Source organism: Bradyrhizobium hipponense, assembly GCF_008123965.1.
Taxonomy (GTDB): Bacteria; Pseudomonadota; Alphaproteobacteria; order Rhizobiales; family Xanthobacteraceae; genus Bradyrhizobium; species Bradyrhizobium hipponense.
The window spans coordinates 1-21634 of the sequence record NZ_VSTH01000046.1 but is presented as its reverse complement, the minus strand read 5'-3'; the positions used below and the strand labels follow the sequence as shown (position 1 = coordinate 21634).

The window sequence follows — 21634 nt, the reverse complement described above, 5'->3', positions numbered from 1 at the left end:
AAGAAAACGCTGACCTAGTAGCTCCGGGGTCCTTCACCTCTCCCGCTTGCGGGAGAGGTCGGCGCGAAGCGCCGGGTGAGGGCTCTCTCCTCTCGGGGGTTCTCGATTGTGGAAGAACCCTCTCCCCAGCCCTCCCCCGCAAGCGGGGGAGGGAGCACACCTGCGATGCCGCTCAGGCCTCACCGGACGTTCTGCATGGACAAAGAAGATCCCGCCCTCGCTCGCTTCCGCAAGATGTCGCGGCCGATGCGGCTGGTATATGCGCGGCCGCGAACGTTCATCTCACTCGGTGTCGGCATCCTCGTCTGCCTGCTCGTGCCGGGCTCACCCCGGCTGACGGCGCGGCTTGTGCTCGGCTGGGATGCGCTGATCGCAATCTATCTGGTGCTGGTCTACACAATGATGCTGTGCAACGATCACCAGCACATCCGCCGCGCTGCCGCGATGCAAGACGACGGCCGTTTCGTTATCTTGCTGGTGACGGCCGTGGGCGCGTTCGCGAGCATCGCGGCGATCGTCGCCGAGCTCGGCACGCATCGCGGCGCGGCGGAGCTGACCATCGCGATCGCGACCATCGCGCTGTCCTGGGCCGCGGTGCACACGACATTCGCGCTACACTACGCGCATGATTATTACCGCCACGCCGAGCCCGGCGGATTGCAGTTCCCGAGCGGCGACAAGGAAGATCACGCCGACTATTGGGACTTCGTGTATTTCTCGTTCGTGATCGGCATGACTGCGCAGGTCTCCGACGTCGGCATCACCGACAAGACCATCCGCCGCACCGCCACCGCGCACGGGATCGTGTCTTTCATCTACAACACGGCATTGCTGGCGCTGACGGTGAACATCGCCGCGAGTGCAATTGCGACGTAATAATCATAATCGTCCTGGCCCAGTGCGCAATAGCGCACGGGCGGGTTCCCCTAGGCATCCCCAAGGTGTCCGCGATATTGCGGCAGATTGTCCGTGATCTCGTACCATGGCGCCTTGGAGCCCACGAAAATATGGGCACTTGGCCGAATCGAGGGGGCATCGACCAGAGTTCCCATGGCGACATGGACCCATTTTCCTTCCCGCACCCGGGAATAGAGCAGCGAGCCGCAGCGCGCGCAGTGCGCGTCATGGGTGACGTCGTCCCCGAAAAGGGTGCGCTGGTCCTCGCCATGGACGACGCGGAGCTTGCTCTGCTCGATCCCGGCGAAGGGTTTGAAGGCGGAGCCTGTGGTGCGGCGGCAGTTTGAGCAGTGGCAGTTCATCGCGTAGGCGAATTCGTCCGCCACCTCAAAGCGCACCGCGCGGCAGCAGCATTCGCCGGCAAGGATGCGAGCGTTAGAATTTTCTGATCCGGTCATCACTGATGCCCTCGCGCGAATGGCGGGGGACACCCATAGCGCAATTTGGCGTGTAGGACTAAGTTTCCCCTCGAGCCATCATTCAAAGGAATGACCCATGAGCCAGAATCGTTCGAGCGTCGAAGCCGTCGTACAAAGCTATTTTGACGGATTGTACGAGGGCGACGTCGAAAAACTCGGCGCCATCTTTCACCCCTCGGCTGATTTGCGCTGGGTCGAGAAGGGCGAATTGCAGGTGCTGATCGTGCCCGACTGGCTCGACCGCGTGCGCAAGCGCACTTCCGCCAAGGCCGAAGGCAAGCCGCGCGAGGACTTTATCGTCACCATCGACCGTTCGGACGACAAGACCGCCTTCATCAAGGTCAAGTGCCAATTGCCGCCGCGCTATTTCACCGACTACCTTGTGGCGATGAAGCTCGGCGACGGCTGGCAGATCGTGTCGAAGTCGTACCGGTATGATCTGAAAGAGTGAGGAGGGCCTTGCTCCGCAGCACAAAGAACGTGGATGCCCGGGACGCGCCCGGGCATGACGACCTCTCGTGAATGTTCATATGCGATTGCCCTGCCGCAAGCGGGGAGAGACGAACAAAGATCGAGGCGGTGTTCGTGCGCATCGGGCGCATGGTGGCCGAGCGACTGGCCTGACCGCGCGCATTGACCTTGCGGCCGCTTCCGGGTGAAGACAGGCCATCATGGAAGCGAAGTTTCAGATCTTTCTCATCCTGCTTGCCGTGCTGGCGTGTGTGGCGCTGGCCGCACGGCGCTTCAACGTCGCGCCGGCCATTCTCCTGATGCTGGCCGGCGTCGGCCTCGCCTTCGTGCCGGGCATGCCGCCGGTCGAGCTGCCGCCGCCGCTGGTGCTGCTGATGGTACTGCCGCCACTGATCTACTCGGCCAGCGTCGCCATGAGCTGGCGCGAGTTCTACAAGAATCTGCGCCCGATCGTGCTGCTCGCGGTGGGCGCGGTGGTGTTCACTGCGGCGATGGTGGCGGCCGCCACACACTATTTGATCGGCCTGCCCTGGACGATCGGCTTCCTGCTCGGCGCCATCGTCGCGCCGCCCGACGTGGTGGCACCGCTCGCAATCGCGCGCCGGCTGAACATGCCGCGCCGGATCCTGGTCGTGCTGGAGGGCGAAGGGCTCGCCAACGACGCCACTGCGCTGATCCTCTACCGCTTTGCGCTCGCCGCCATCATGGTCGGCCATTTCTCGCTGCCGGTGGCGGTCGGCGAGTTTTCCCTGATCGTCGCCGGCGAGATCGCCTACGGCATCGGCGTCGGCTGGCTTTCGCTGCGCGCCCGCAAATGGTCCGGGGATCCGCAGGTCGAGCTGACGCTCTCGCTGATCACCCCTTACGTCTCCTACTGGCTGCCCGAGCATGTCGGCGGCTCCGGCGTGATCGCCACGGTCGCATGCGGCCTCTATGTGAGCTGGAACGGCCCGCTGCTGATCTCGTCGGCGACGCGCCTACAAGGCATCTTCTTCTGGGACCTCGTGATCTATTTGATCGAGGGCCTGCTGTTCCTGCTCACCGGCTTCCAGATGCGCGCGCTGTACGAGAAATCGAAGGCGTTCCCGCTCGACGACATCATGATCGCGACCGCCGTGGTCGTGGTGATCATCATCATCGCGCGCTTTGCCTGGCTGTTTCCCGCAACCTATCTGCCGCGGGTCTTGAGCAAAAGTCTGCGCGAGCGCGATCCGTCGCCGCCCTGGCAATGGGCCTTCACGCTGGCCTTTACGGGCGTGCGCGGCGCGGTGTCGCTCGCAGCGGCGCTGGCGCTGCCGTTCACGCTGCCGGGCGGCGAAGCCTTTCCGTACCGCGACCTGATCCTGTTCGTCGCCTTTGGCGTCATCTTCATCACACTGATCGGCGTCGGTCTTACCCTGCCGCCGGTCGTCCGTTGGCTTGGCATCGCGGATGCCGGCCATCACGAGCATGCACTCGAGCACGAGGCGGAAATTGCTGCGCGGCGTCAGGCGCTCGACGCCGCACTGAAATCGCTCGACGCGCTGACGGGAGAGAAAGCCGTCTCGGAGGAAGTGATGCGGCTGCTCCGCGCGCGTCACGAGATCCGCGCCAACCAGCTCCCGGACTCGCTCGATCCCGCCCACCACGACGTCTCCGCCGCCGGCACCGCGCTGACCCGCGAGCTCATTGCCGCCGAGCGCAAGTTCATCCACGAGCTCCTGCGCGACGGCCAGATCACCGACGAAACCAGGCGCCGGATCGAGCGCGACCTGGATCTGGAGGAAGCCAGTTTGGCGAACAGGGAGTATCGGGGGGTGCGGTTGTAGGGGGCGGTACGACAATTTCTCCTCGTCGTCCTGGACAAGCGAGCGCTTGGCCAAGCGTGGCGTGGTGCCATAGCGAGCGCTGATCCAGGACCCATTACCACCGGGGTGAGTTTCGCGAAGACTCGCGGTTGCAGCTTCGCACCACAACTGCTTCCTGGGGTAATGGGTCCTGGCTTTCGCCAGGACGACGGCGGTGGAGGCCGCTAGGCCTGCGGCCCACCGCTACCGCCTGTCGCAAAACTCCCGCATCGCCGCCGCGACGGCTGCCGCTATCAGCTCCTGCCGCTCCGGCGAGTTCATCGCCATTTCCTCGTCGCGGTTGATGATGGAGCCAGCCTCGAGCAGCACTGCAGCGCTTCGGGTCTGCGAGAGCACGACGAGTCCGTCATAGCGGTAGACGCCGACATCCTTATCGAGCAGCTGGCGGCGGTAACGGCCCATCACCGGCAGGGTGTACTGGCTGGCATAGTGCAGGCCATGCTCCTTCAGCTCCTTGCCCAGCAGCCGGGCAAAGGCGAGGCTTGCGCCAAACCGCGGATTGCGTTCGGACACGAACAGTGAATGACCGCCGAAGCGGTCGCTGAAGAAGCTCTTGGACCCATCGAACTCCCATTCCTCGAGCATCTTGTCCGGCACCGAGTCGTGGTGGACCGACAGGAAGAGGTCTGCATGCGCATCATTGGCGGTGCCGACGCGCTTGAGCAGGCTCGCCCTCGCCTTGCCTTCCGTGACGAGTACACGGGTCGCGGCAAAGCCTCCAGCCTTCAGTCGCTCGCCGATGAGTTTCGCCAGGTGCAGGTTGAAGCCGAACTCCGGGTCATTGCGCGCGCTGGTCGCGCCCTGCGACTCGGAGGTGTGCCCGACATCGACGACGATCCGGAATTTTCGCGGCTCGCATTTCTCCGGCGCCGTTGGCCTTGCCCTGGCTTTCATCACCTTCCGCGCCGGAACGGCGTGGCCGTGCTCGATCGGCGACAGCGCAAGCGCGACGAGCGAAGCGACGATGGCTGCGACGATGCCCCGCGCTGACGACAAGTCCTACTCCGCCGCTGCAATCCGGGGACGCCCGTCAAAGCCCGCGACGTCGCCGAAACGCTCCAGGAACTTGTTGTCCTCGGCACGAAGCATGGAAAAGCCTCCCGATTTGTTTTTCGGGAAGTTTGGCGCGGGAGCGGGACGACGTCAACGCGGCGATACGAAAATCGTAGGGTGGGCAAAGGCGCTCTTGCGCCGTGCCCACCGCGCTCACTACACAGCAAGGATGGTGGGCACAGCGCCTTTGCCCACCCTACGGCTACGGCAGCAGCGCCTACACCGGCCGCTCTCCCTTCACCGTCACCCGCGTCCCCGACCGCGTGTGCGGCCAGTAATCCCACATCGCGCGGTGCTGAGTGCAGCGGTTGTCCCAGAAGGCGATGGCGTTCTCGGTCCAGCGGAAGCGGCACTGGAACAGCGGATTTTCGGCGTGCTGGTAGAGATAGGCCAGCATCGCGTCGCTCTCGTCGCGGGGGACGCCGTTGATGTGGCGGGTGAAGCCGCGGTTGACGTAGAGCGCCTTCTTGCCCGTGACCGGATGCGTGCGCACTACCGGATGCTCGGCATGGGGATAGGCAGGGCGGTCGGCGACGCCGTAATTGGCGTAGAGCCCGCGATAGATCGGCTCGCCGTCGTGGAGCGCGCTCAGCCCGTCGAGATAGGCCTTCATGCGATCCGACAGCGCCTCATAGGCGGCGTACATGTTGGCGAACAGCGTGTCGCCGCCGCGCGGCGGACATTGCTTGATGTAGAGGATCGAACCCATCGGCGGCTCGAGATCGCAGGACACGTCGGAATGCCAGCCCTCGCCATTGGCGCGCGGCGAGTTCGCATCGGCATAGATCTTCATCAGCGCCGGGTCTTCGTCTTCATGCGGGGCGGCGGGATGAAAATGCAATTCGCCGAACTTGCGGCCAAAGGCGAGATGCTGCTGCGGCGTGATGTGCTGGTCGCGGAAGAAGATCACGAGGTTTTCGGCGAGCGCGCGATGGATCTCATCGATCTGCCGGTTGGAGCGGGCGTCATCGGAGACGAGCTTGCCGATGTCGACGCCGGAGATCTCCGCGCCGATGATCGGCGTGAGCTTTTCGACTGCGATGGTCTCATACGGCGCGCCGTCATCCGCCATGTGGCGATAGCGCGGGCCCTGCTTGCCGGCGAGCGAGCTCATGGCGGTTCTCCCAATCATTCTTGATTGGAAGCATGGTAGCGCGCGGTGATGGATGTGCAATCTGCACCGCAAACACAATCGTCGTCCCGGACAAGCGTAAGCGCAGATCCGGGACCCATAGCCACAGGATTGGGTTTGGCGAAAACTCGGAGCGACATCCTGCCGTAACCACAAGTCCTGTGGTTATGGGTCCCGGATCGGCGCTCCGCCCTGGACAACGCTACGCGTTGCCAAGAGCTGCGCTTGTCCGGGACGACAGCGGAGTAAGTGGCGAGAGTGGAGTAAAACTACTCCGCCGCGGTCACCGGCGCCTTGGCACCCTCGCCGTAGCGCTGGTCAATGTAGTCGATCACCAACGCCTTGAAGTCGGCGGAGATGGTCGGACCGCGCAGGGTGCGGAACTTCTTGCCGTCGACGAAGACGGGCGCAGCCGGGGCCTCGCCGGTGCCGGGCAAGGAGATGCCGATATTGGCGTGCTTGGATTCACCGGGGCCGTTGACGATGCAGCCCATCACCGCGACGTTGAGCTCTTCGACGCCGGGATATTTGGTCTTCCAGTTCGGCATCTCGTCGCGGATGAAATCCTGGATCGAGCGCGCCAGCTCCTGGAACGTGGTCGAGGTGGTACGGCCGCAGCCAGGGCAGGCTGCCACCAGCGGCACGAAGGTGCGGAAACCCATGGTCTGGAGCAGCTCCTGGCCAACCTGGACCTCGCGGGTGCGATCGCCGCCGGGCTCGGGCGTGAGCGAGATGCGGATGGTGTCGCCGATGCCCTGCTGCAGGAGAATGCCGAGCGCGGCAGACGAGGCGACGATGCCCTTGGTGCCCATGCCGGCCTCGGTGAGGCCAAGATGGATGGCGTAGTCGGAGCGCGACGCGAGATCCTGGTAGACCGCGATCAGATCCTGCACGGCCGAAACCTTCGCCGACAGGATGATGCGGTCCTTCGGCATGCCGAGTTCTTCGGCGCGCGCGGCCGACAGCAGCGCCGACTGCACCATCGCCTCGCGCGTCACCGCACGCACATCGCGCGGATTGGCCGACGCCGCGTTCTCATCCATCAGCTTGGTCAAGAGCTCCTGATCGAGCGAGCCCCAATTGGCGCCGATGCGGACCGGCTTGCTGTTCTTGTTGGCGATCTCGATGATGTCGGCGAACTGGGTGTCGCGCTTGTCCTTGAAGCCGACATTGCCGGGATTGATGCGGTACTTGGCAAGCGCTTCGGCGCAGGCCGGATAGGCCGCAAGCAGCTTGTGGCCGATATAGTGGAAGTCGCCGATCAGCGGCGTCGTGATGCCGCGCTTGAGCAGGCCGTCGCGGATGTGCGGAACGGCGGCAGCGGCCTCCTCGCGGTCGACTGTGATGCGGACCATTTCGGAGCCGGCGCGCGCGAGCGCTGCGACCTGGGCGATGGTGCCGTCGATATCGGCAGTGTCGGTGTTGGTCATCGACTGCACCACGATCGGCGCACCGCCGCCGACGAGGACGTCGCCGACCTTGACCTGGGTGGTGTGATGACGCGGCGCAGGGCCCGCGATATCGGAATCGATGGTGTTTTCGAACTTGTTCATAGGGTCCAAATATCAGGTTTTGGTGACGTTCAGCAATGCATCGCGCGGCACAGCAGCGGTTGAGCTCGGACGGTTAACCAGAAAAAGCCCTGCAATTACAAGCAGGGCGGCAGCCCCGAAGGCCAGGCTCAGGCTGTCATGCATGATGAAATAGCTACCGACCACGCCAAACAAAGGGGTGATGAAGGTAAAAGCCGACAATTTGCTGGCCGAATAGGTCTTCACCAGCGCGAACCAAAGCGTGAACGTGGTTCCGACCACCCAGATCGCCTGGAAGGCCATCAAGGCCAGGGATAGCGGCGCCGGCGTATGGGTGATGGATTCACCGAACAGCCATGCCGCCAGCCCCAGGATCGGGATCGAGGTGGCGACCTGATAGCCCAGCGCCTTCTCCGGCGCGGCGAAGCGCAGCCGCGTGCCCTTGGCGACCAGCGTGGTCGCGGCCCACAGCGCGGCGCCGCCGACGATCATGAGATCGCCGAGCAGGATGTGTGAGTCGACATTGGGCTGCGGCACGCCGATCGCGAGCGCGACACCGGCAAAGCTTACGGCGAGTCCCAGCCATTGCGCGCTGCCGAGCCGCTCGCCGAGCACCTGGTAAGAGCCGAGCGCGACGAAGAACGGCGCGGTGTAGAGAAACACCACCGCGCGCGAGGCGGAGGTGAGGCGCAGGCCCTGGAAGATCAGCACGAATTCGATGCCGAACATCAATCCTGCAATCAGGCCCGCCTTCCACGTGCCGTCACGCTCGAAGAATTTGACGCCGCGCAAGCTGCCGACGATGAACAGCACCGGCAGCGCGCCCATCGAGCGGATCATCGCCTGCATCATCGGCGGGATATCCGGCAGCACCAGCTTCACCGCGATCTGGTTGAATCCCCAGGTCAGGCACAGCATGAGCATAAGCGCGATGGCGCCGGCACTGAGGGGGCGCCCGGCGGACGAGATTGCTTGAGGTGAGGACATTTCTTCCCGGACCGGCTTATTGCCGTTATTTTTCGATGTATCGGATATCGGCGCGCTCTTCACCTCTCCCCATGGGAGAGGTGGACACCTTCGCTGCGGCTTGACCTGAGACACCCATTCTCAAGGTGCTTTCTGACAATGGGTGCAGGTGCCGGTGATCTCGACCACGGATAATTTCGGCGCAAAGCCCGAGACGCGCGCGGCCGCATTGAGGTCCTTGGCAAAGGAAGCCGACGGGATTTCGCCGACCAGGCCGCAGCGCTCGCAAATCAGGAACGCCACTGCGGAGGTCGCGTCGTGGTCGTGGGCGGCGCAGGCGAGATAGGCGTTGCGGCTTTCGATGCGGTGCACGAGTCCGTTGGTCATCAGGAAATCGAGAGCACGGTAGACCGTGATCGGCGCCGGCCGAGGCATTGCCTTGGCAAGCTCGTCGATCACCTCATAGGCGCCGAGCGGGCGATGGCTGGAAAGCAGCGCCTGAAGCACCTGGCGGCGAATCGGGGTGAATTTCTGCGCACGTTGCTCGCAGACCGCCTCGGCATGCGACAGCGCGTCCGCGGTGCAGCGGCCATGATCGTGGTCGGGCGCAGGGAATGCCGGCTTTGCGAGGGTCATTTGATTACCTTCTAGCATTTTGGCCGTGGAACCCAAAGGCCGGGGCCGCTCGCGGCTGTCAGCCATGCTTTTCCGGTGGGCTAGCGTCCCGTCAACCCGCCATGAAATAATCATAAGCTTGCTTATAGTATTTCAAGCTTATTGGAGACCAAGCTCATGAGCCGCGGGCCCGTGGACCAGAACTTCCTGTTTACGCTTGCCGAGCTCTACCGCCTGCTGCGGGTCTATGCCGACAAGGAGGCGTCCCGTTTCGGCATCACCCGCGCGCAATGGGCGGTGCTGGCCAAGGTCGAGCGCAGCGAGGGCATGAAGCAGTCGGAACTCGCCGAACTCCTCGAGGTGCAACCGATCACGCTGACGCGTATGATCGACAGGCTCTGCGACAATGACTGGCTCGAGCGCCGCAATGACGCCTCGGACCGCCGCGTCAAACGCCTGTACCTGAAGAAGGCGGGTCGGACGCTGCTCGGCCGAATGAGCGGGCTGCGCTCCGAAATCACCGCCAACGCGCTCGACGGCATCAATCCGACCGACGCGCACCGTCTCCTCACCCAACTCGAAACAATCAAGGAAAACGTGCGGAACGCGATCCAGACCAGCGGAGCGGAACAAGCGCGTAAGGAGCAACGCTATGGCTGATCAGGTTCTCAAATTCCAGCCCGAGCAGAAGAGCGACAGCGGCAAGCCCACCAAGAAAGCCGGCACCAACCCGCGCCGCCGCCTGATGGCCGGCTTGCGCCGTTATCGCCGCGTCCTGCTCCTGGTCGTGCTGCCGATCGCCGTCGCCGTCGCCGGCTTCACCTTCTACCTCAATGGCGGTCGCTATGTCGGCACCGACGATGCCTATGTCGGCGCGCAGAAGGTCTTGGTGACGCCCGACATCTCCGGCAAGATCCAGAAAGTCGTCGTGAAGGAAGGCCAGCTCGTCAAGCAGGGCGACGAGCTGTTCGAGATCGACCCCGTTCCGTTCCGCCACACTGTGGATGAAGCCAAGGCGCAGCTCGCGCAGGCACGCACGACCTACGACAACCTTGTCGCCAACATCAAGATTTACGGCGACATGCTCAATCTCGCCCAGCAGGGCGTCGATCTCAAGCAGCGCGACGTCGAGCGCAAGCAGGCGCTGGTGAAGAACAATTACGGCTCGCAGCTTGATCTCGACAATGCATCGAATGCACTGGTCACCGCAGGCGCACAGGCGCAGTTCATCAAGCAGCAGCTCTCTAATGCGAAGACACAATTGCTTGGCGATCCCGCGTTGCCGCTGGAGCAATTCCCGCCCTACGCGCTGGCGAAAGCCAAGCTGGACGATGCACAGCGCAACCTCGACCACACGGTATTGCGTGCGCCAATGGACGGCGTTGCGACGCAGGTCGAGCAGATCCAGCTCGGCCGCTACGTCGCCGCGGGCACGCCGGTATTCTCCATCATCGACGTCGCCCATCCTTGGGTCGATGCCAATCCGAAAGAGAGCGACCTCACCTACGTCACCGAGGGACAACCCGTCACGCTCGAGGTGGACGCGTTCCCGAACCATGTGTTCAAGGGCAAGATCGGCTCGCTCTCGCCCGGCACCGGCGCGCAATTCGCGATCCTGCCGCCGCAGAACGCCACCGGCAACTTCGTCAAGGTGGTGCAGCGGGTGCCAATCCGGATCTATTTCGACGAGAACGACAAATACGTCAGGAAGCTGAAGGCCGGCATGAGCGTCTATGCCACCATCGACACCGGCCATCAGCGCTCGCTGGCCGGCCTCCTCGGCCTGTCCGCGGCGGCGAACCAGGACAAGGACTGATCCCGTGTCCGGCCCCAACGCCCACCTGATGGTCCCCGGCCTGCGCCGGAACATGGTGACGATCTGCGCCATGACCGCGACCATCATGCAGGCGCTGGACACCACCATCGCCAACGTCGCCCTGCCCTATATGCAAGGCACGCTGTCGGCGTCGCAGGATCAGATCAACTGGGTGCTGACCTCCTACATCGTCGCCGCCGCGATCATGACGGCGCCGGTGGGCTGGATCTCCAACCGCTTCGGCCGCAAGCGCATCTTCATCATCTGCTCGGCTGGGTTCACCATGGCGTCCGTGCTCTGCGGGCTGGCGCAAGACATCAACCAGATGGTGCTGTTCCGCCTGCTGCAAGGCGTGTTCGGCGCCGCCCTGGTGCCGCTGTCGCAATCGGTGATGCTCGACTATTACACGCTGCAGGAACGCGCCAAGGCGATGTCGATCTGGGGCATGGGCGTGATGATGGGGCCGATCATGGGCCCTTCGCTCGGCGCCTGGCTGACAGAGACCTATTCCTGGCACTGGGTGTTCTTCGTCAATTTGCCGTTCGGCGCCATCACCGTGCTCGGACTGATCATTTTCATGGACGAGACCAGGAAGGACCTGAGCCTTAAATTCGACTGGTTCGGCTTCGCGGCGCTGGCGATCGCGATCGGCGCGCTCCAGCTCGCGCTCGACCGCGGCGAGCAATTGGGCTGGCTCGAATCGAACGAGATCATCGCAGAGTTCATCGTCTCGGCGGTTGCCTTCTATTTCTTCGTGGCGCACTCCTTCACGACCTCGACACCGTTCATCCGCTTCGCGCTGTTTCGCGATCGCAACTTCGTCACCGGTTGCATGTTCATGGTCGTGATGGGGCTGGTGCTGTTCTCGACCATGGCGCTGGCCTCGCCCTATATGCAGAACGTGATCGGTTATCCCATCATCACCGCCGGCCTGTTGCTGGCGAGCCGCGGCTTCGGCACCTTCTTCGCCATGATGCTGGTCGGCCGCATGATGCGCTATTTCGAGGCACGCACGCTGATCATTGCGGGCCTGACGCTGACCGCGGGCTCGCTGTTCCAGATGACCGGCTGGACCGACCTCACCCAGGTGCCGGAGATCGTGACCGTCAGCGTCATCCAGGGCTTTGGCTTCGGGCTGGTTTTCGTGCCGCTCTCCACCGTGGCGTTCCTGACCTTGTCGAACGAGCTGCGCACCGACGGCACCGCGATGCTGACCCTGATGCGCAACGTCGCAAGCTCGGTCGGCATTTCCATCGTCATCGCGCAGCTGACGCAGGGCACGCGGCGGACCTATGCGATCCTCTCGGAGCACATCAACCCGTTCAACCACGCGCTGCAGATGCCCGACGTCAGCGGCATGATCAATCTCTCCACCGACGCCGGCCGCGCCATGGCCGACAGAATGGTCAACGTGCAGGCACAGATCATTTCCTTTGCGCATGACTACCAGCTGGTGATGATCTTCATCCTCTGCACCATCCCGCTCGCCTTGCTGATCGGCTCGACCAAGGCCACGCTGCGCAAGCAGGCGGCCGGGCCGGAACACGCGGCGTTGGAGTAGTTATTCGGACGTTAGCGCTTCACACCGTCATTGCGAGCGCAGCGAAGCAATCCAGACTGTATCCGCGGAGGCAGCCTGGATTGCTTCGTCGCAAGCGCTCCTCGCAATGACGGCTTGCTGCACGAGCGCGCTACAACAACTCCTCGCACCCCAAATCCTCGACCGCCATCATCACCCGCTCCAGATTATTCCACCAGATCACCGGCGGGATGTTGATACTCCATTGCCAGACCGGCTTGGTGATGTGCCAGAGCACCGACCAGCGATAGTCCTGATCGAGCGCGCCGCGCGTATAGCCGCTGACGCCGTGCGCGATCAGCGTGTCGTGGTAATGGTTGAGCAGAAGGCGTTCGAGCGCCTGCCTGCGCTCCGGATACCAGTGCATCGCCATCATGTAGGCGAGATCGCCGGTCGGCACGTTGACGTCCCACAGGTCGAAATCGAAGATGCGGACGGTGTCTGCCACGCCGGCACGCGGCAGCAGAAAATTCCAGATATGGGCATCGCCATGGGTGATGGTGAGGTGGCGGTGCGAATGGTAGCGCTGCAACAGCCGGTCCGACTGATCGATGAAGCGGCGGTAGAGCGTGCGGCGCTCTTCGCTGAGGCGATCGCCGAGCTGATCGGCGAACCGATCGTAATGGGAAGCGAACGTCTCCATATCTGCGGCGGTATCGGCGCTGCTCGCCCAGGTCCCGACGGTCTCGCCAAGACCGGCATGGTCCCACCACGCTGCGTGCCAGTGCGCGAGCGCAGTGACGATGGCCATCGCCTGACCGCGCGATGGCGGCAGCGGCCATTGGGTCGCGATCTCGTGGCTGTCGGTGAGATCCTCCAGCAGGAGATGCCAGGCGAGGCTCTCTTCGTCGAAATTCCCATCGAAGCAGCGCGGCGTCAGCAGCGCCGGCATTCTAGGTACAATCTGTGTGTAGTAGGCCACCTCGTGGCGACCGGCATTTGCCAGTGGCTTGGCGAACGCGGCATGCGGCGTCTTGAGAATCAGAGACTGCGGCGCGCCGGCGGATTCCCCGACATAGCGCAGGCCGAGCCGGGTGATGTGTGACACGACGGTGTCGCGCTCATGCAGCACCTTCACCTCGCGCACGGCGCCGGCGTCCAGTGCGCCGGCCTTGCGCAGCGCCGCGGTGAGGCGTGCTGTGTCCGCCACCTCCGGCAATCCCGAATCTGTCATGAGCGCCCGACCCCCGTCGCGTTGCTCCATTCTGCACAACCACGCTGCCGGACGCCAGCGGCCCCGGAGCAGCCGACTAGGCCGCCGCCGTCGAGTCTCGCACCGTCCGGACCACGACCGAACGCAGCGCTTCGAGATTGGCCGCCATGCCGGCGATCGCCTGCCTGACCTCCGCGGCGCGCTCGTTCACCGAGCCGGCGTCGCGGCTGACATTGGCGATCTTGGCCGAGACTTCCTTCGCGGCGGAGGCCGATTCGGAAATCGACCGGGCGATCTCACGAGTTGCCGCGTCCTGTTCCTGCATCGCCGCGGCAACCGACGCCGCCACCCCATCGATCTCGACGATGTGGCCTCCCATGGTCTCGACGGCGTCGACCGCGGCCTGCGTCGAGGCCTGGATCTCGGCGATCAGGCGCGCGATCTCCTCGGTCGATTTAGCGGTCTGATCGGACAGCGATTTCACTTCGGCTGCAACCACCGCAAAGCCGCGGCCGGCTTCGCCGGCGCGCGCCGCCTCGATCGTGGCATTGAGCGCCAGGAGGTTGGTCTGGCCGGCGATGCCACCAATGAGGTCGGTGACCTCGGCAATCTTCTTCACCGATCCGGCCAGCGCCTGAATGGTCGAGCGCGCCTGCTCGCGGCCGGAGACCGCCGATTTGGTGACGGTGCTGGTCCGTGCGACCTGCATCGCGATCTCGCGGATCGAGACGCTCAGCTCCTCGGCCGCAGCCGAGACGGTTTGCGAACTGCTCAGGGCCTGGGTGGACGCCGAAGCCACCGCCTGCGACTCCGTGGACAACGACCGGGCAATCTCGGAGAGGCTGGAGGCGGCTCGTTCCACGCCCTGGGTCGCAGCGCTCGCGGTGTCGACCGAGCGGCCGGTTTCCCGCTCCACGGTCTCGGCCATCTGGTGCAGGGCACCGCGCTTGGCGAGCGCCGCCTCCTGCTCCTGCAGCAGCTGTTCTTTGCGCAGCCGGGCATTGTCGACCGCCGCCTGTTTGAACACGAGCAGGGCGCCCGCCATCGAACCGACCTCGTCCCGACGGTGTGCGAAGGGGATGTCGGCGGCGAGGTCCCCGGTCGCAAGCTTCTGCATCGTATCCGTCATGCGCACGATCGGGCGCACTACGCCAAGCGCGACGCCGAGCAGACCGACGGCAATGAAGGCCAGGACCGCAGCGGAAACGCTGAGGAGGACGTAGAGCATGGAGCGGTCGCGGTCCGCGGCCAGCTTCTCCATGTCGGCATTCTGCTTGTTGGCGTTCTCGACGATGCTGTCGATGACCGCGCGATGCGCGGTGTAGGCGTCCTTGAGCTGCGCATAGGCGCGCTCGGAAGCGGCGGTGTCCTTGGCCTTGAGGGCCGGCAGGAGCTGGTCGGAGAGCAGCTTCCAGAACTTCTGCACCTCGGCGTCGGATTTCGACACCAGCGCCGTTTTCAGATCCGCCGAAAGGCTGGAGGCGACCCAGAATGCCTTGCGCTCGTCATAGTCCTTGCGGAGCTGGACCAGCCGCTCACCATGGGCCGCCAGCTGGTCCGGCTCGCGCATCGCCAGCGTCGCCTCGAGGTAGGCCTCGATCACGTATTCCGGCGGCGGCAGGATGTCGGCGATCAAATCGTTGCCCAGCTTGATGTCGGAGTAGAGCGGGCCGCCGACCTTCAGCTCCTTCAAGGCATAGAGGCTGGTCGAAACCACGGCGGTGAACCCAATGGCGAGAACGATCCCGAACGCGATGATCGCGGAGGACAACGACAGGCGAATTTTCATGGAGAGATCCGGGCCCCGCGTCAGATTTGCGCCGATCCTAGACCGTTACGGTAAATACAGACTTGCCACGCGCGGAAATTGTAGCGCGCAAACACCGCAAGATTACGGGAATGCGACGTCACGCGATCGGTTTTGAGTCAGTGAGGCTGACGCATATACGTGAAAGAGGATCATTTCAGGCCTGACGCAGGCAGCCACGTGCGCAGTTACGCTGGACGAGAACCGCGCCGGGGACCCGATGTCGCCGGCTCGCGCGCTGCGTCATACGTCGAAGAATACCGTCTCGTCCTCGCCCTGGAGCCGCAGGTCGAGGCGATAGACCAGCTTGCCGGCTTCACGCACGGCGATCAGCGTGGCGCGGCGCTCAGTGGGCACCACCGCCAGCACGGGATCGGCGGCGTTGCCGGCCTCGTCGCTGAAATAGATGCGGGTGTAGAGATGCCGCAGCATGCCGCGGCCAAACACCGCAAGCAGGATATGCGGCGCCTGCGGCTTGCCGTCCGGATCCGGCACCACGCCGGGCTTGATGGTCTCGAAGGAATAATGGCCGTCCTTGTCGGTGCCGCAACGAGCGAAGCCGCGGAAGCTCGCATTCGGCAGCGCGCGCTTGTCCTGGGGATCGGCAAAGCGCCCCTGCGCGTCGGCCTGCCAGATTTCCAGCATGCAATCCGGCACGGCGACGCCGTCGCCGTCGAACACGCGACCCTCGATGCGGACGCGGTCGCCGGAGACGTCGGGCGTGAGTGTGGAGTTGGTGAAGGCATCGTTCCAGGCGTACTCGCCGTTCGGCGTCAGGCCGTATTTGAAGAACGGACCGACCGTCTGCGATGGCGTGATCCCGTTATCCTTCTCGTTGTCCTGCACGTTACTTGGTCTCCATTGGGGTCGCGTTCTTGCCGCGCAGCACGATGTCGAAGCGGTAGCACAGCGCCCATTCGGGCTGGGTATTCTCAAGATCGAATGACGAGACCATCCGCGCTCGCGCCTTCTCGTCCGGCACCGAGTTGAAGATCGGATCGAACGGGAACAGCGGATCGTTCGGGAAATACATCTGCGTCACCAGGCGCGTGACGAAGGAATGGCCGAACACCGAGAGATGGATGTGGGCCGGCCGCCAGGCATTGTGATGATTGCCCCAGGGGTAAGCGCCGGGCTTGATGGTGACGAAGCGGTAGTAACCGGAAGCATCGCTTTGCGTGCGGCCGGCGCCCGTGAAATTCGGATCGAGCGGCGCCGGATGCTGGTCGCGGACATGGACGTAGCGGCCGCAGGAATTGGCCTGCCAGATCTCGACCAGCGAGTTCGGCACGCCTCGGCCATCCTCGTCGCGCACATGGCCGTGCACGATGATGCGCTCGCCGAGCGGCTCGCCGGCATGCTGATGGGTGAGATCGTTGTCGCCTTCGCGCACGGTCTCGTGGCCATAGACCGGCCCGGTCAGCTCCGACAGGGTGTGGCGCATCGGGATCAAGGGCTTGTTCGGCGCGCGCTTGATCGAGCTTTTGTATTCGGGCGACAGCGGCAGCGGATGCGCCTTGTTGCTGTCGACGGGATAGATGAATGTCATCGGCGAACTCCTCCCCGGCCATTTCGGTCCAACCGGTCAACGCTTCCGCCAATCATTATAGGATATAACTAATCGGGGGAAGCGGTTCCTTCCGCTCTCGCTTGCGCACGAGGTTAAACCAGAACGACGACCTCGCGTAAGACGCCGAAGTTTCCACATCGTCATGTCAGGGCTTGTCCCGGCCATCCACGATCTTTTATGCGGCCCCAAGAACGTGGATGCCCGGGACAAGCCCGGGCATGACGAATTCGTGGAGACAGGCCCCTCACCCAACCCTCTCCGCGCAGGCCCGGAGAGGACAGAGTTCAGTTCAACTTCTCGATCGCAACGGCGACGCCTTGGCCGACGCCGACGCACATGGTGGCGAGAGCGAGCTTGCCGCCGCGCTTTTCCATGCCGTGCACGGCTGTGAGCACGAGGCGGGCGCCGCTCATGCCCAACGGATGGCCGAGCGCGATGGCGCCGCCATGCGGATTGACGAAATCGGCATCGTCGGCAACGCCGAGCTGGCGCATGCAAGCAATGCCCTGCGAGGCGAAGGCTTCGTTGAGCTCGATCAGGTCGAAATCGCTGATCTTCTTGCCGAGACGCTCCATCAGCTTGCGGGTCGCCGGCACCGGGCCGATGCCCATGATGCGCGGCGGCACGCCGGCCGAGGCAAGGCCGAGGATACGGGCGCGGGGTGTCAGGCCGTGCTTCTTCACGGCCGTCTCGGAAGCCAGGATCATCGCGGCGGCGCCGTCATTGACGCCGGAGGCGTTGCCGGCGGTGACCGTGCCGGGATTGCGCACGATCGGCTTCAGTTTCGTGAGGGCTTCAAGCGTGGTCTCGGGACGCGGATGCTCGTCCTTGTCGACAATGATCGGGCCGGCCTTGCCGCCCGGAATGGTGATCGCGATGATCTCTTCGGCAAAATAACCTGCGGCGATCGCGGCGCCCGCGCGCTGCTGCGAGCGGATCGCGAACGCGTCCTGGTCGGCACGCGAGACCTGGAATTCCTCGGCGACGTTCTCGCCGGTCTCCGGCATGGCGTCGACGCCATACTGCGCCTTCAGCAGCGGATTGATGAAGCGCCAGCCGATGGTCGTGTCGAAGATCTCGGCGGAGCGCGAGAAGGCTTCCTGTGCCTTGCCCATCACGAACGGCGCCCGCGTCATGGATTCGACGCCGCCGGCAATCGCCAGTTCAATCTCGCCGGAGCGGATGGCGCGGCCGGCAGCGCCGACGGCATCGAGCCCGGAGGCACAGAGGCGATTGAGCGTCTGGCCGGGAACCGAATCCGGCAGCCCCGCCAGCAGCAGCGCCATGCGCGCGACGTTGCGATTGTCCTCGCCGGCCTGGTTGGCGCAGCCGAAGAAGACTTCGTCGACCTGCGACCAGTCGAGATTGGGGTGCTTGGCCATCAACGCCTTGATCGGAGTGGCGGCCAGATCATCGGCGCGCACCTTGGCGAGGGAGCCGCCGAAGCGCCCGATCGGGGTCCGCACGGCATCGCAGATAAAGACGTCACGCATCGCTGTTCTCCCAAAATGCCGCGGTTCGGCCAGAATTCTTCAATGACGGCGGAGTTTTAGGAGCGCGTCCGCGGCAGGTCAATTGACGGTTTCGCGGGCGATGCATGTGAACCCCCAGCCGTCATTCCGGGGCGCCCCACCGGGTCCGCGCGAAGCGTGGCCTGATGGGGCGGGCCCGGAATCCATAGGGCCGAAGAAACCGCTGATGAATGGATTCCGGGCCTGCGCCTGGCGGCGCATCCCGGAATGACGTCTGAGGGTGTGACACTCGTACTTATCCAGTCGTGCGGACAACGTGGAAAACCTCTCCTCCCCGCCCAAAGCGATAGGACCGAGCGGCGAAATTTTGTAGGTTGCGCCGCTCATGACATTACAACAGCCCATCCCCGCGCCGGAGCCTGAACCGACGCCCGCGCCGCAAGCAGACGCCGCCGCGCGCGTCACGCCGATGATGGAACAATATCTGGAGATCAAGGCGGCCCATCCGGGCCTGCTGCTGTTCTACCGGATGGGCGACTTTTACGAGCTGTTCTTCGAGGACGCCGAGATCGCCTCCAGGACGCTCGGCATCGTGCTGACCAAGCGCGGCAAGCATCAGGGCGCGGATATCCCGATGTGCGGCGTGCCAGTCGAGCGTTCCGAGGATTATCTGCACCGCCTGATCACTGCCGGGCGCCGGGTCGCGGTGTGCGAGCAGACCGAGGATCCCGCCGCCGCCAAGGCGCGCGGCAACAAGAGCGTGGTGCGCCGCGGCGTGGTGCGGCTGGTCACCCCGGGCACGCTGACGGAAGACACGCTGCTCGATGCGCGCGCCAACAATTATCTGCTGGCGATCGCGCGCGCCCGCTCCTCCGCCGGCGGCGACCGCTTCGGCCTCGCCTGGATCGACATCTCGACCGCCGAATTCATGGTGACGGAATGCGCAGGGAGCGAGCTCACCGCGACGCTGGCGCGCATCAACCCGAACGAAGCCATCGTTGCCGACGCGCTCTATAACGACAGCGAGCTCGGTCCGACCTTGCGCGAGCTGCCGGCGGTAACCCCGTTGACGCGCGACGTCTTCGACGGCGCCACGGCCGAGAAGCGTCTGTGCGATTACTTTGCGGTCGCAACCATGGACGGGCTGGCGCAGCTGACGCGGCTGGAAGCCACGGCCGCGGCCGCCGCCGTCACCTATGTCGACCGCACCCAGGTCGGCAAGCACCCGCCACTGCCACCGCCCGCGCGCGAGAGCTCGGGCGCCACCATGGCGATCGATCCGGCCACCCGCGCCAATCTCGAACTGACGCGGACGCTCGCGGGCGAGCGACGCGGCTCGCTGCTCGATGCCATCGACTGCACGGTGACGTCGGCCGGCTCGCGCCTGCTGGCGCAGCGGCTGGCCGCGCCCTTGACCGATGCGACAGCAATCGCACGGCGGCTCGATGCCGTCAGCAGCTTCGTTGCGGATTCGGCAGCGCGCGAGGACATCCGCAGCATCCTGCGCGGCGCGCCCGACATGTCACGGGCGCTGGCCCGTCTCTCGGTCGGCCGCGGCGGCCCGCGCGACCTCGCCGGCATCCGCGATGGTATCGTCGCCGCCGACCAGGCGCTGGTGCGGCTTTCCGAGATCGACCAGCCGCCGCAGGAGATCGCTGCGGTGATGGCGGCGCTGCAGCGGCCGTCGCGCGAGCTCGCGGCAGAATTTGCCAGCGCGCTCGACGAGCAGCTACCCCTGATCAAGCGCGATGGCGGCTTCGTGCGCCAGGGCTACGAGCCCGCGCTCGACGAAACGCGAAACCTGCGCGACGCCTCGCGCCTGGTGGTGGCCTCGATGCAGGCGCGCTACGCCGACAACACGGGCGTCAAGGGCCTGAAGATCCGGCACAACAACGTGCTCGGCTATTTCGTCGAGGTCACGGCGCAGCATGGCGACAAGCTGATGTCGCCGCCGCTGAACGCGACCTTCATCCATCGCCAGACACTGGCGGGCCAGGTGCGCTTCACCACGTCCGAGCTCGGAGAGATCGAGGCCAAGATTGCCAATGCCGGCGACCGCGCGCTCGGGCTCGAGCTCGAGATCTTCGAGCGGCTCAGCGCCAAGGCGCTGGCGATCAGCGACGATTTGCGCGCCGCCGCGCACGGCTTTGCGCTGCTCGATGTCGCAACGTCGCTCGCCAAACTCGCGGTCGACGAGAACTACGTTCGGCCCGAGGTGGACTCCTCGCTCGGCTTTGCCATCGAGGCCGGCCGCCACCCCGTGGTGGAGCAGGCGCTCAAGCGCAACGGCGAGCCGTTCATTGCCAATGCCTGCAATCTTTCGCCGGGACCTGCGCAAAAATCCGGCCAGCTCTGGCTGCTCACTGGTCCCAACATGGCGGGTAAATCGACCTTCCTGCGCCAGAATGCGCTGATTGCCCTGCTCGCTCAGATCGGCAGCTTCGTTCCGGCCTCACGCGCGCGCATCGGTATCGTCGACCGGCTGTTCTCGCGCGTCGGCGCCGCCGACGATCTCGCCCGCGGCCGCTCCACCTTCATGGTGGAGATGGTCGAGACCGCGGCGATCCTGAACCAGGCCGGCGAACGCGCGCTCGTCATCCTCGACGAGATCGGTCGCGGCACCGCGACCTTCGACGGTCTCTCGATCGCCTGGGCCGCGATCGAGCATCTGCACGAGAGCAATCGCTGCCGCACGCTGTTCGCCACGCACTATCACGAGCTGACCGCGCTCTCGGCCAAGCTGCCGCGGATGTTCAACGCCACCGTGCGGGTGAAGGAATGGCAGGGCAATGTCGTGTTCCTGCACGAGGTCCTGCCGGGATCGGCCGACCGTTCCTACGGCATCCAGGTGGCGAAGCTGGCAGGTCTCCCCCCGGCGGTGATCACGCGCGCAAAATCCGTGTTGGCAAAGCTCGAAGCCCAGGACCGCGGCCAGACCGCGCGCGCGCTGGTCGACGATCTGCCGCTGTTCGCCGTCCCCTCGCGCGCCGCCGCCGAAGCCGCTGCGCCGAGCGAGGCCGAACTGCTGATGGAAGCGGTCAAGGCGCTGCACCCGGACGAGATGAGCCCGCGCGAGGCGCTGGATGCGCTCTACGCGTTGAAGGGAAAGCTTCCGAAGCAGTGATGATGCGGTAGGGTGGGTTAGCGAAGCGTAACCCACCACTTTTATCGCCGCGCAAGAAGAGGTGGGTTACGCCAGCGGACTGTGCTTCGCGCAGCCGCAGAGCTAATCTTACTGCGTCATG

18 protein-coding genes are annotated in these 21634 nt (G+C 64.7%); 7 read left to right on the top strand and 11 right to left on the bottom strand.

Annotation, left to right across the window (positions count from 1 at the left end; translation table 11 throughout):
- Positions 1-195: 195 nt before the first annotated feature.
- Positions 196-876, top strand: a complete 681-nt coding sequence (locus FXV83_RS14015) for a DUF1345 domain-containing protein (RefSeq protein WP_148739827.1) — start codon at positions 196-198, stop codon at positions 874-876.
- A 50-nt stretch (positions 877-926) separates the two neighbouring features.
- Here FXV83_RS14015 and FXV83_RS14010 read toward each other — a convergent pair whose 3' ends face one another.
- Complete coding sequence (locus FXV83_RS14010; protein WP_148739825.1) at positions 927-1355, bottom strand: GFA family protein; 429 nt, start codon at positions 1353-1355, stop codon at positions 927-929.
- Positions 1356-1452: 97 nt separating this feature from the next.
- Between FXV83_RS14010 and FXV83_RS14005 the strand changes: the two genes are divergently transcribed.
- Both FXV83_RS14005 and FXV83_RS14000 read left to right on the top strand, forming a co-directional pair.
- Positions 1453-1827: a nuclear transport factor 2 family protein gene (locus FXV83_RS14005; protein WP_148739823.1), complete on the top strand. Its 375-nt coding sequence runs from the start codon at positions 1453-1455 to the stop codon at positions 1825-1827.
- A gap of 220 nt (positions 1828-2047) precedes the next feature.
- Positions 2048-3655, top strand: a complete 1608-nt coding sequence (locus tag FXV83_RS14000; protein ID WP_187435885.1) for a Na+/H+ antiporter — start codon at positions 2048-2050, stop codon at positions 3653-3655.
- Between the two features lie 222 nt (positions 3656-3877).
- On the opposite strand, the gene FXV83_RS13995 is transcribed toward FXV83_RS14000, so the two are convergent.
- The 5 genes from FXV83_RS13995 to FXV83_RS13975 form a co-directional block, all read right to left on the bottom strand.
- Positions 3878-4690, bottom strand: a complete 813-nt coding sequence (locus tag FXV83_RS13995; protein WP_187435884.1) for an N-acetylmuramoyl-L-alanine amidase — start codon at positions 4688-4690, stop codon at positions 3878-3880.
- Between the two features lie 274 nt (positions 4691-4964).
- The gene (locus tag FXV83_RS13990; RefSeq protein WP_148739819.1) at positions 4965-5861 is read right to left on the bottom strand and encodes a TauD/TfdA dioxygenase family protein; all 897 of its coding nucleotides are present in this window, start codon (positions 5859-5861) and stop codon (positions 4965-4967) included.
- A 287-nt stretch (positions 5862-6148) separates the two neighbouring features.
- Entirely contained in the window at positions 6149-7432 is a 1284-nt protein-coding gene (gene ispG, locus FXV83_RS13985) for a flavodoxin-dependent (E)-4-hydroxy-3-methylbut-2-enyl-diphosphate synthase (RefSeq protein ID WP_148739817.1), read from the bottom strand.
- Between the two features lie 12 nt (positions 7433-7444).
- Complete coding sequence (locus FXV83_RS13980; protein WP_148739815.1) at positions 7445-8398, bottom strand: DMT family transporter; 954 nt, start codon at positions 8396-8398, stop codon at positions 7445-7447.
- Between the two features lie 120 nt (positions 8399-8518).
- Positions 8519-9013 (bottom strand): Fur family transcriptional regulator, encoded by a 495-nt coding sequence (locus tag FXV83_RS13975; protein WP_148739814.1) that lies wholly within the window; start codon positions 9011-9013, stop codon positions 8519-8521.
- Between the two features lie 156 nt (positions 9014-9169).
- Between FXV83_RS13975 and FXV83_RS13970 the strand changes: the two genes are divergently transcribed.
- From FXV83_RS13970 to FXV83_RS13960, 3 genes are read left to right on the top strand one after another with little or no spacing between them, the layout of a single operon-like run.
- Complete coding sequence (locus tag FXV83_RS13970; RefSeq protein ID WP_148739812.1) at positions 9170-9652, top strand: MarR family winged helix-turn-helix transcriptional regulator; 483 nt, start codon at positions 9170-9172, stop codon at positions 9650-9652.
- Positions 9645-10808: an HlyD family secretion protein gene (locus FXV83_RS13965; protein WP_148739810.1), complete on the top strand. Its 1164-nt coding sequence runs from the start codon at positions 9645-9647 to the stop codon at positions 10806-10808. Before FXV83_RS13970 ends, FXV83_RS13965 begins: the two co-directional genes overlap by 8 nt.
- A gap of 4 nt (positions 10809-10812) precedes the next feature.
- Complete coding sequence (locus FXV83_RS13960) at positions 10813-12369, top strand: MDR family MFS transporter (RefSeq protein WP_148739808.1); 1557 nt, start codon at positions 10813-10815, stop codon at positions 12367-12369.
- Positions 12370-12499: 130 nt separating this feature from the next.
- On the opposite strand, the gene FXV83_RS13955 is transcribed toward FXV83_RS13960, so the two are convergent.
- The 5 genes from FXV83_RS13955 to pcaF form a co-directional block, all read right to left on the bottom strand.
- Positions 12500-13561, bottom strand: coding sequence for a phosphotransferase (locus FXV83_RS13955; protein WP_148739806.1), 1062 nt, complete (start codon positions 13559-13561; stop codon positions 12500-12502).
- Between the two features lie 76 nt (positions 13562-13637).
- The gene (locus FXV83_RS13950; protein WP_148739804.1) at positions 13638-15329 is read right to left on the bottom strand and encodes a methyl-accepting chemotaxis protein; all 1692 of its coding nucleotides are present in this window, start codon (positions 15327-15329) and stop codon (positions 13638-13640) included.
- A gap of 261 nt (positions 15330-15590) precedes the next feature.
- Positions 15591-16193 carry a protocatechuate 3,4-dioxygenase subunit alpha gene (gene pcaG, locus FXV83_RS13945; RefSeq protein WP_148739803.1) on the bottom strand — a complete coding sequence of 201 codons (603 nt, stop codon included), beginning with the start codon at positions 16191-16193 and terminating at the stop codon, positions 15591-15593.
- A 1-nt stretch (position 16194) separates the two neighbouring features.
- Positions 16195-16896 carry a protocatechuate 3,4-dioxygenase subunit beta gene (pcaH, locus tag FXV83_RS13940; RefSeq protein WP_148739801.1) on the bottom strand — a complete coding sequence of 234 codons (702 nt, stop codon included), beginning with the start codon at positions 16894-16896 and terminating at the stop codon, positions 16195-16197.
- Between the two features lie 305 nt (positions 16897-17201).
- Positions 17202-18410, bottom strand: a complete 1209-nt coding sequence (pcaF, locus tag FXV83_RS13930; protein ID WP_148739797.1) for a 3-oxoadipyl-CoA thiolase — start codon at positions 18408-18410, stop codon at positions 17202-17204.
- 364 nt (positions 18411-18774) lie between these two features.
- Here pcaF and mutS point away from each other — a divergent pair, with 364 nt between their 5' ends.
- A complete protein-coding gene (gene mutS, locus FXV83_RS13925) occupies positions 18775-21513 on the top strand; it encodes a DNA mismatch repair protein MutS (protein ID WP_148739795.1) in 2739 nt (912 codons plus the stop codon).
- The last annotated feature ends 121 nt before the right edge of the window (positions 21514-21634 follow it).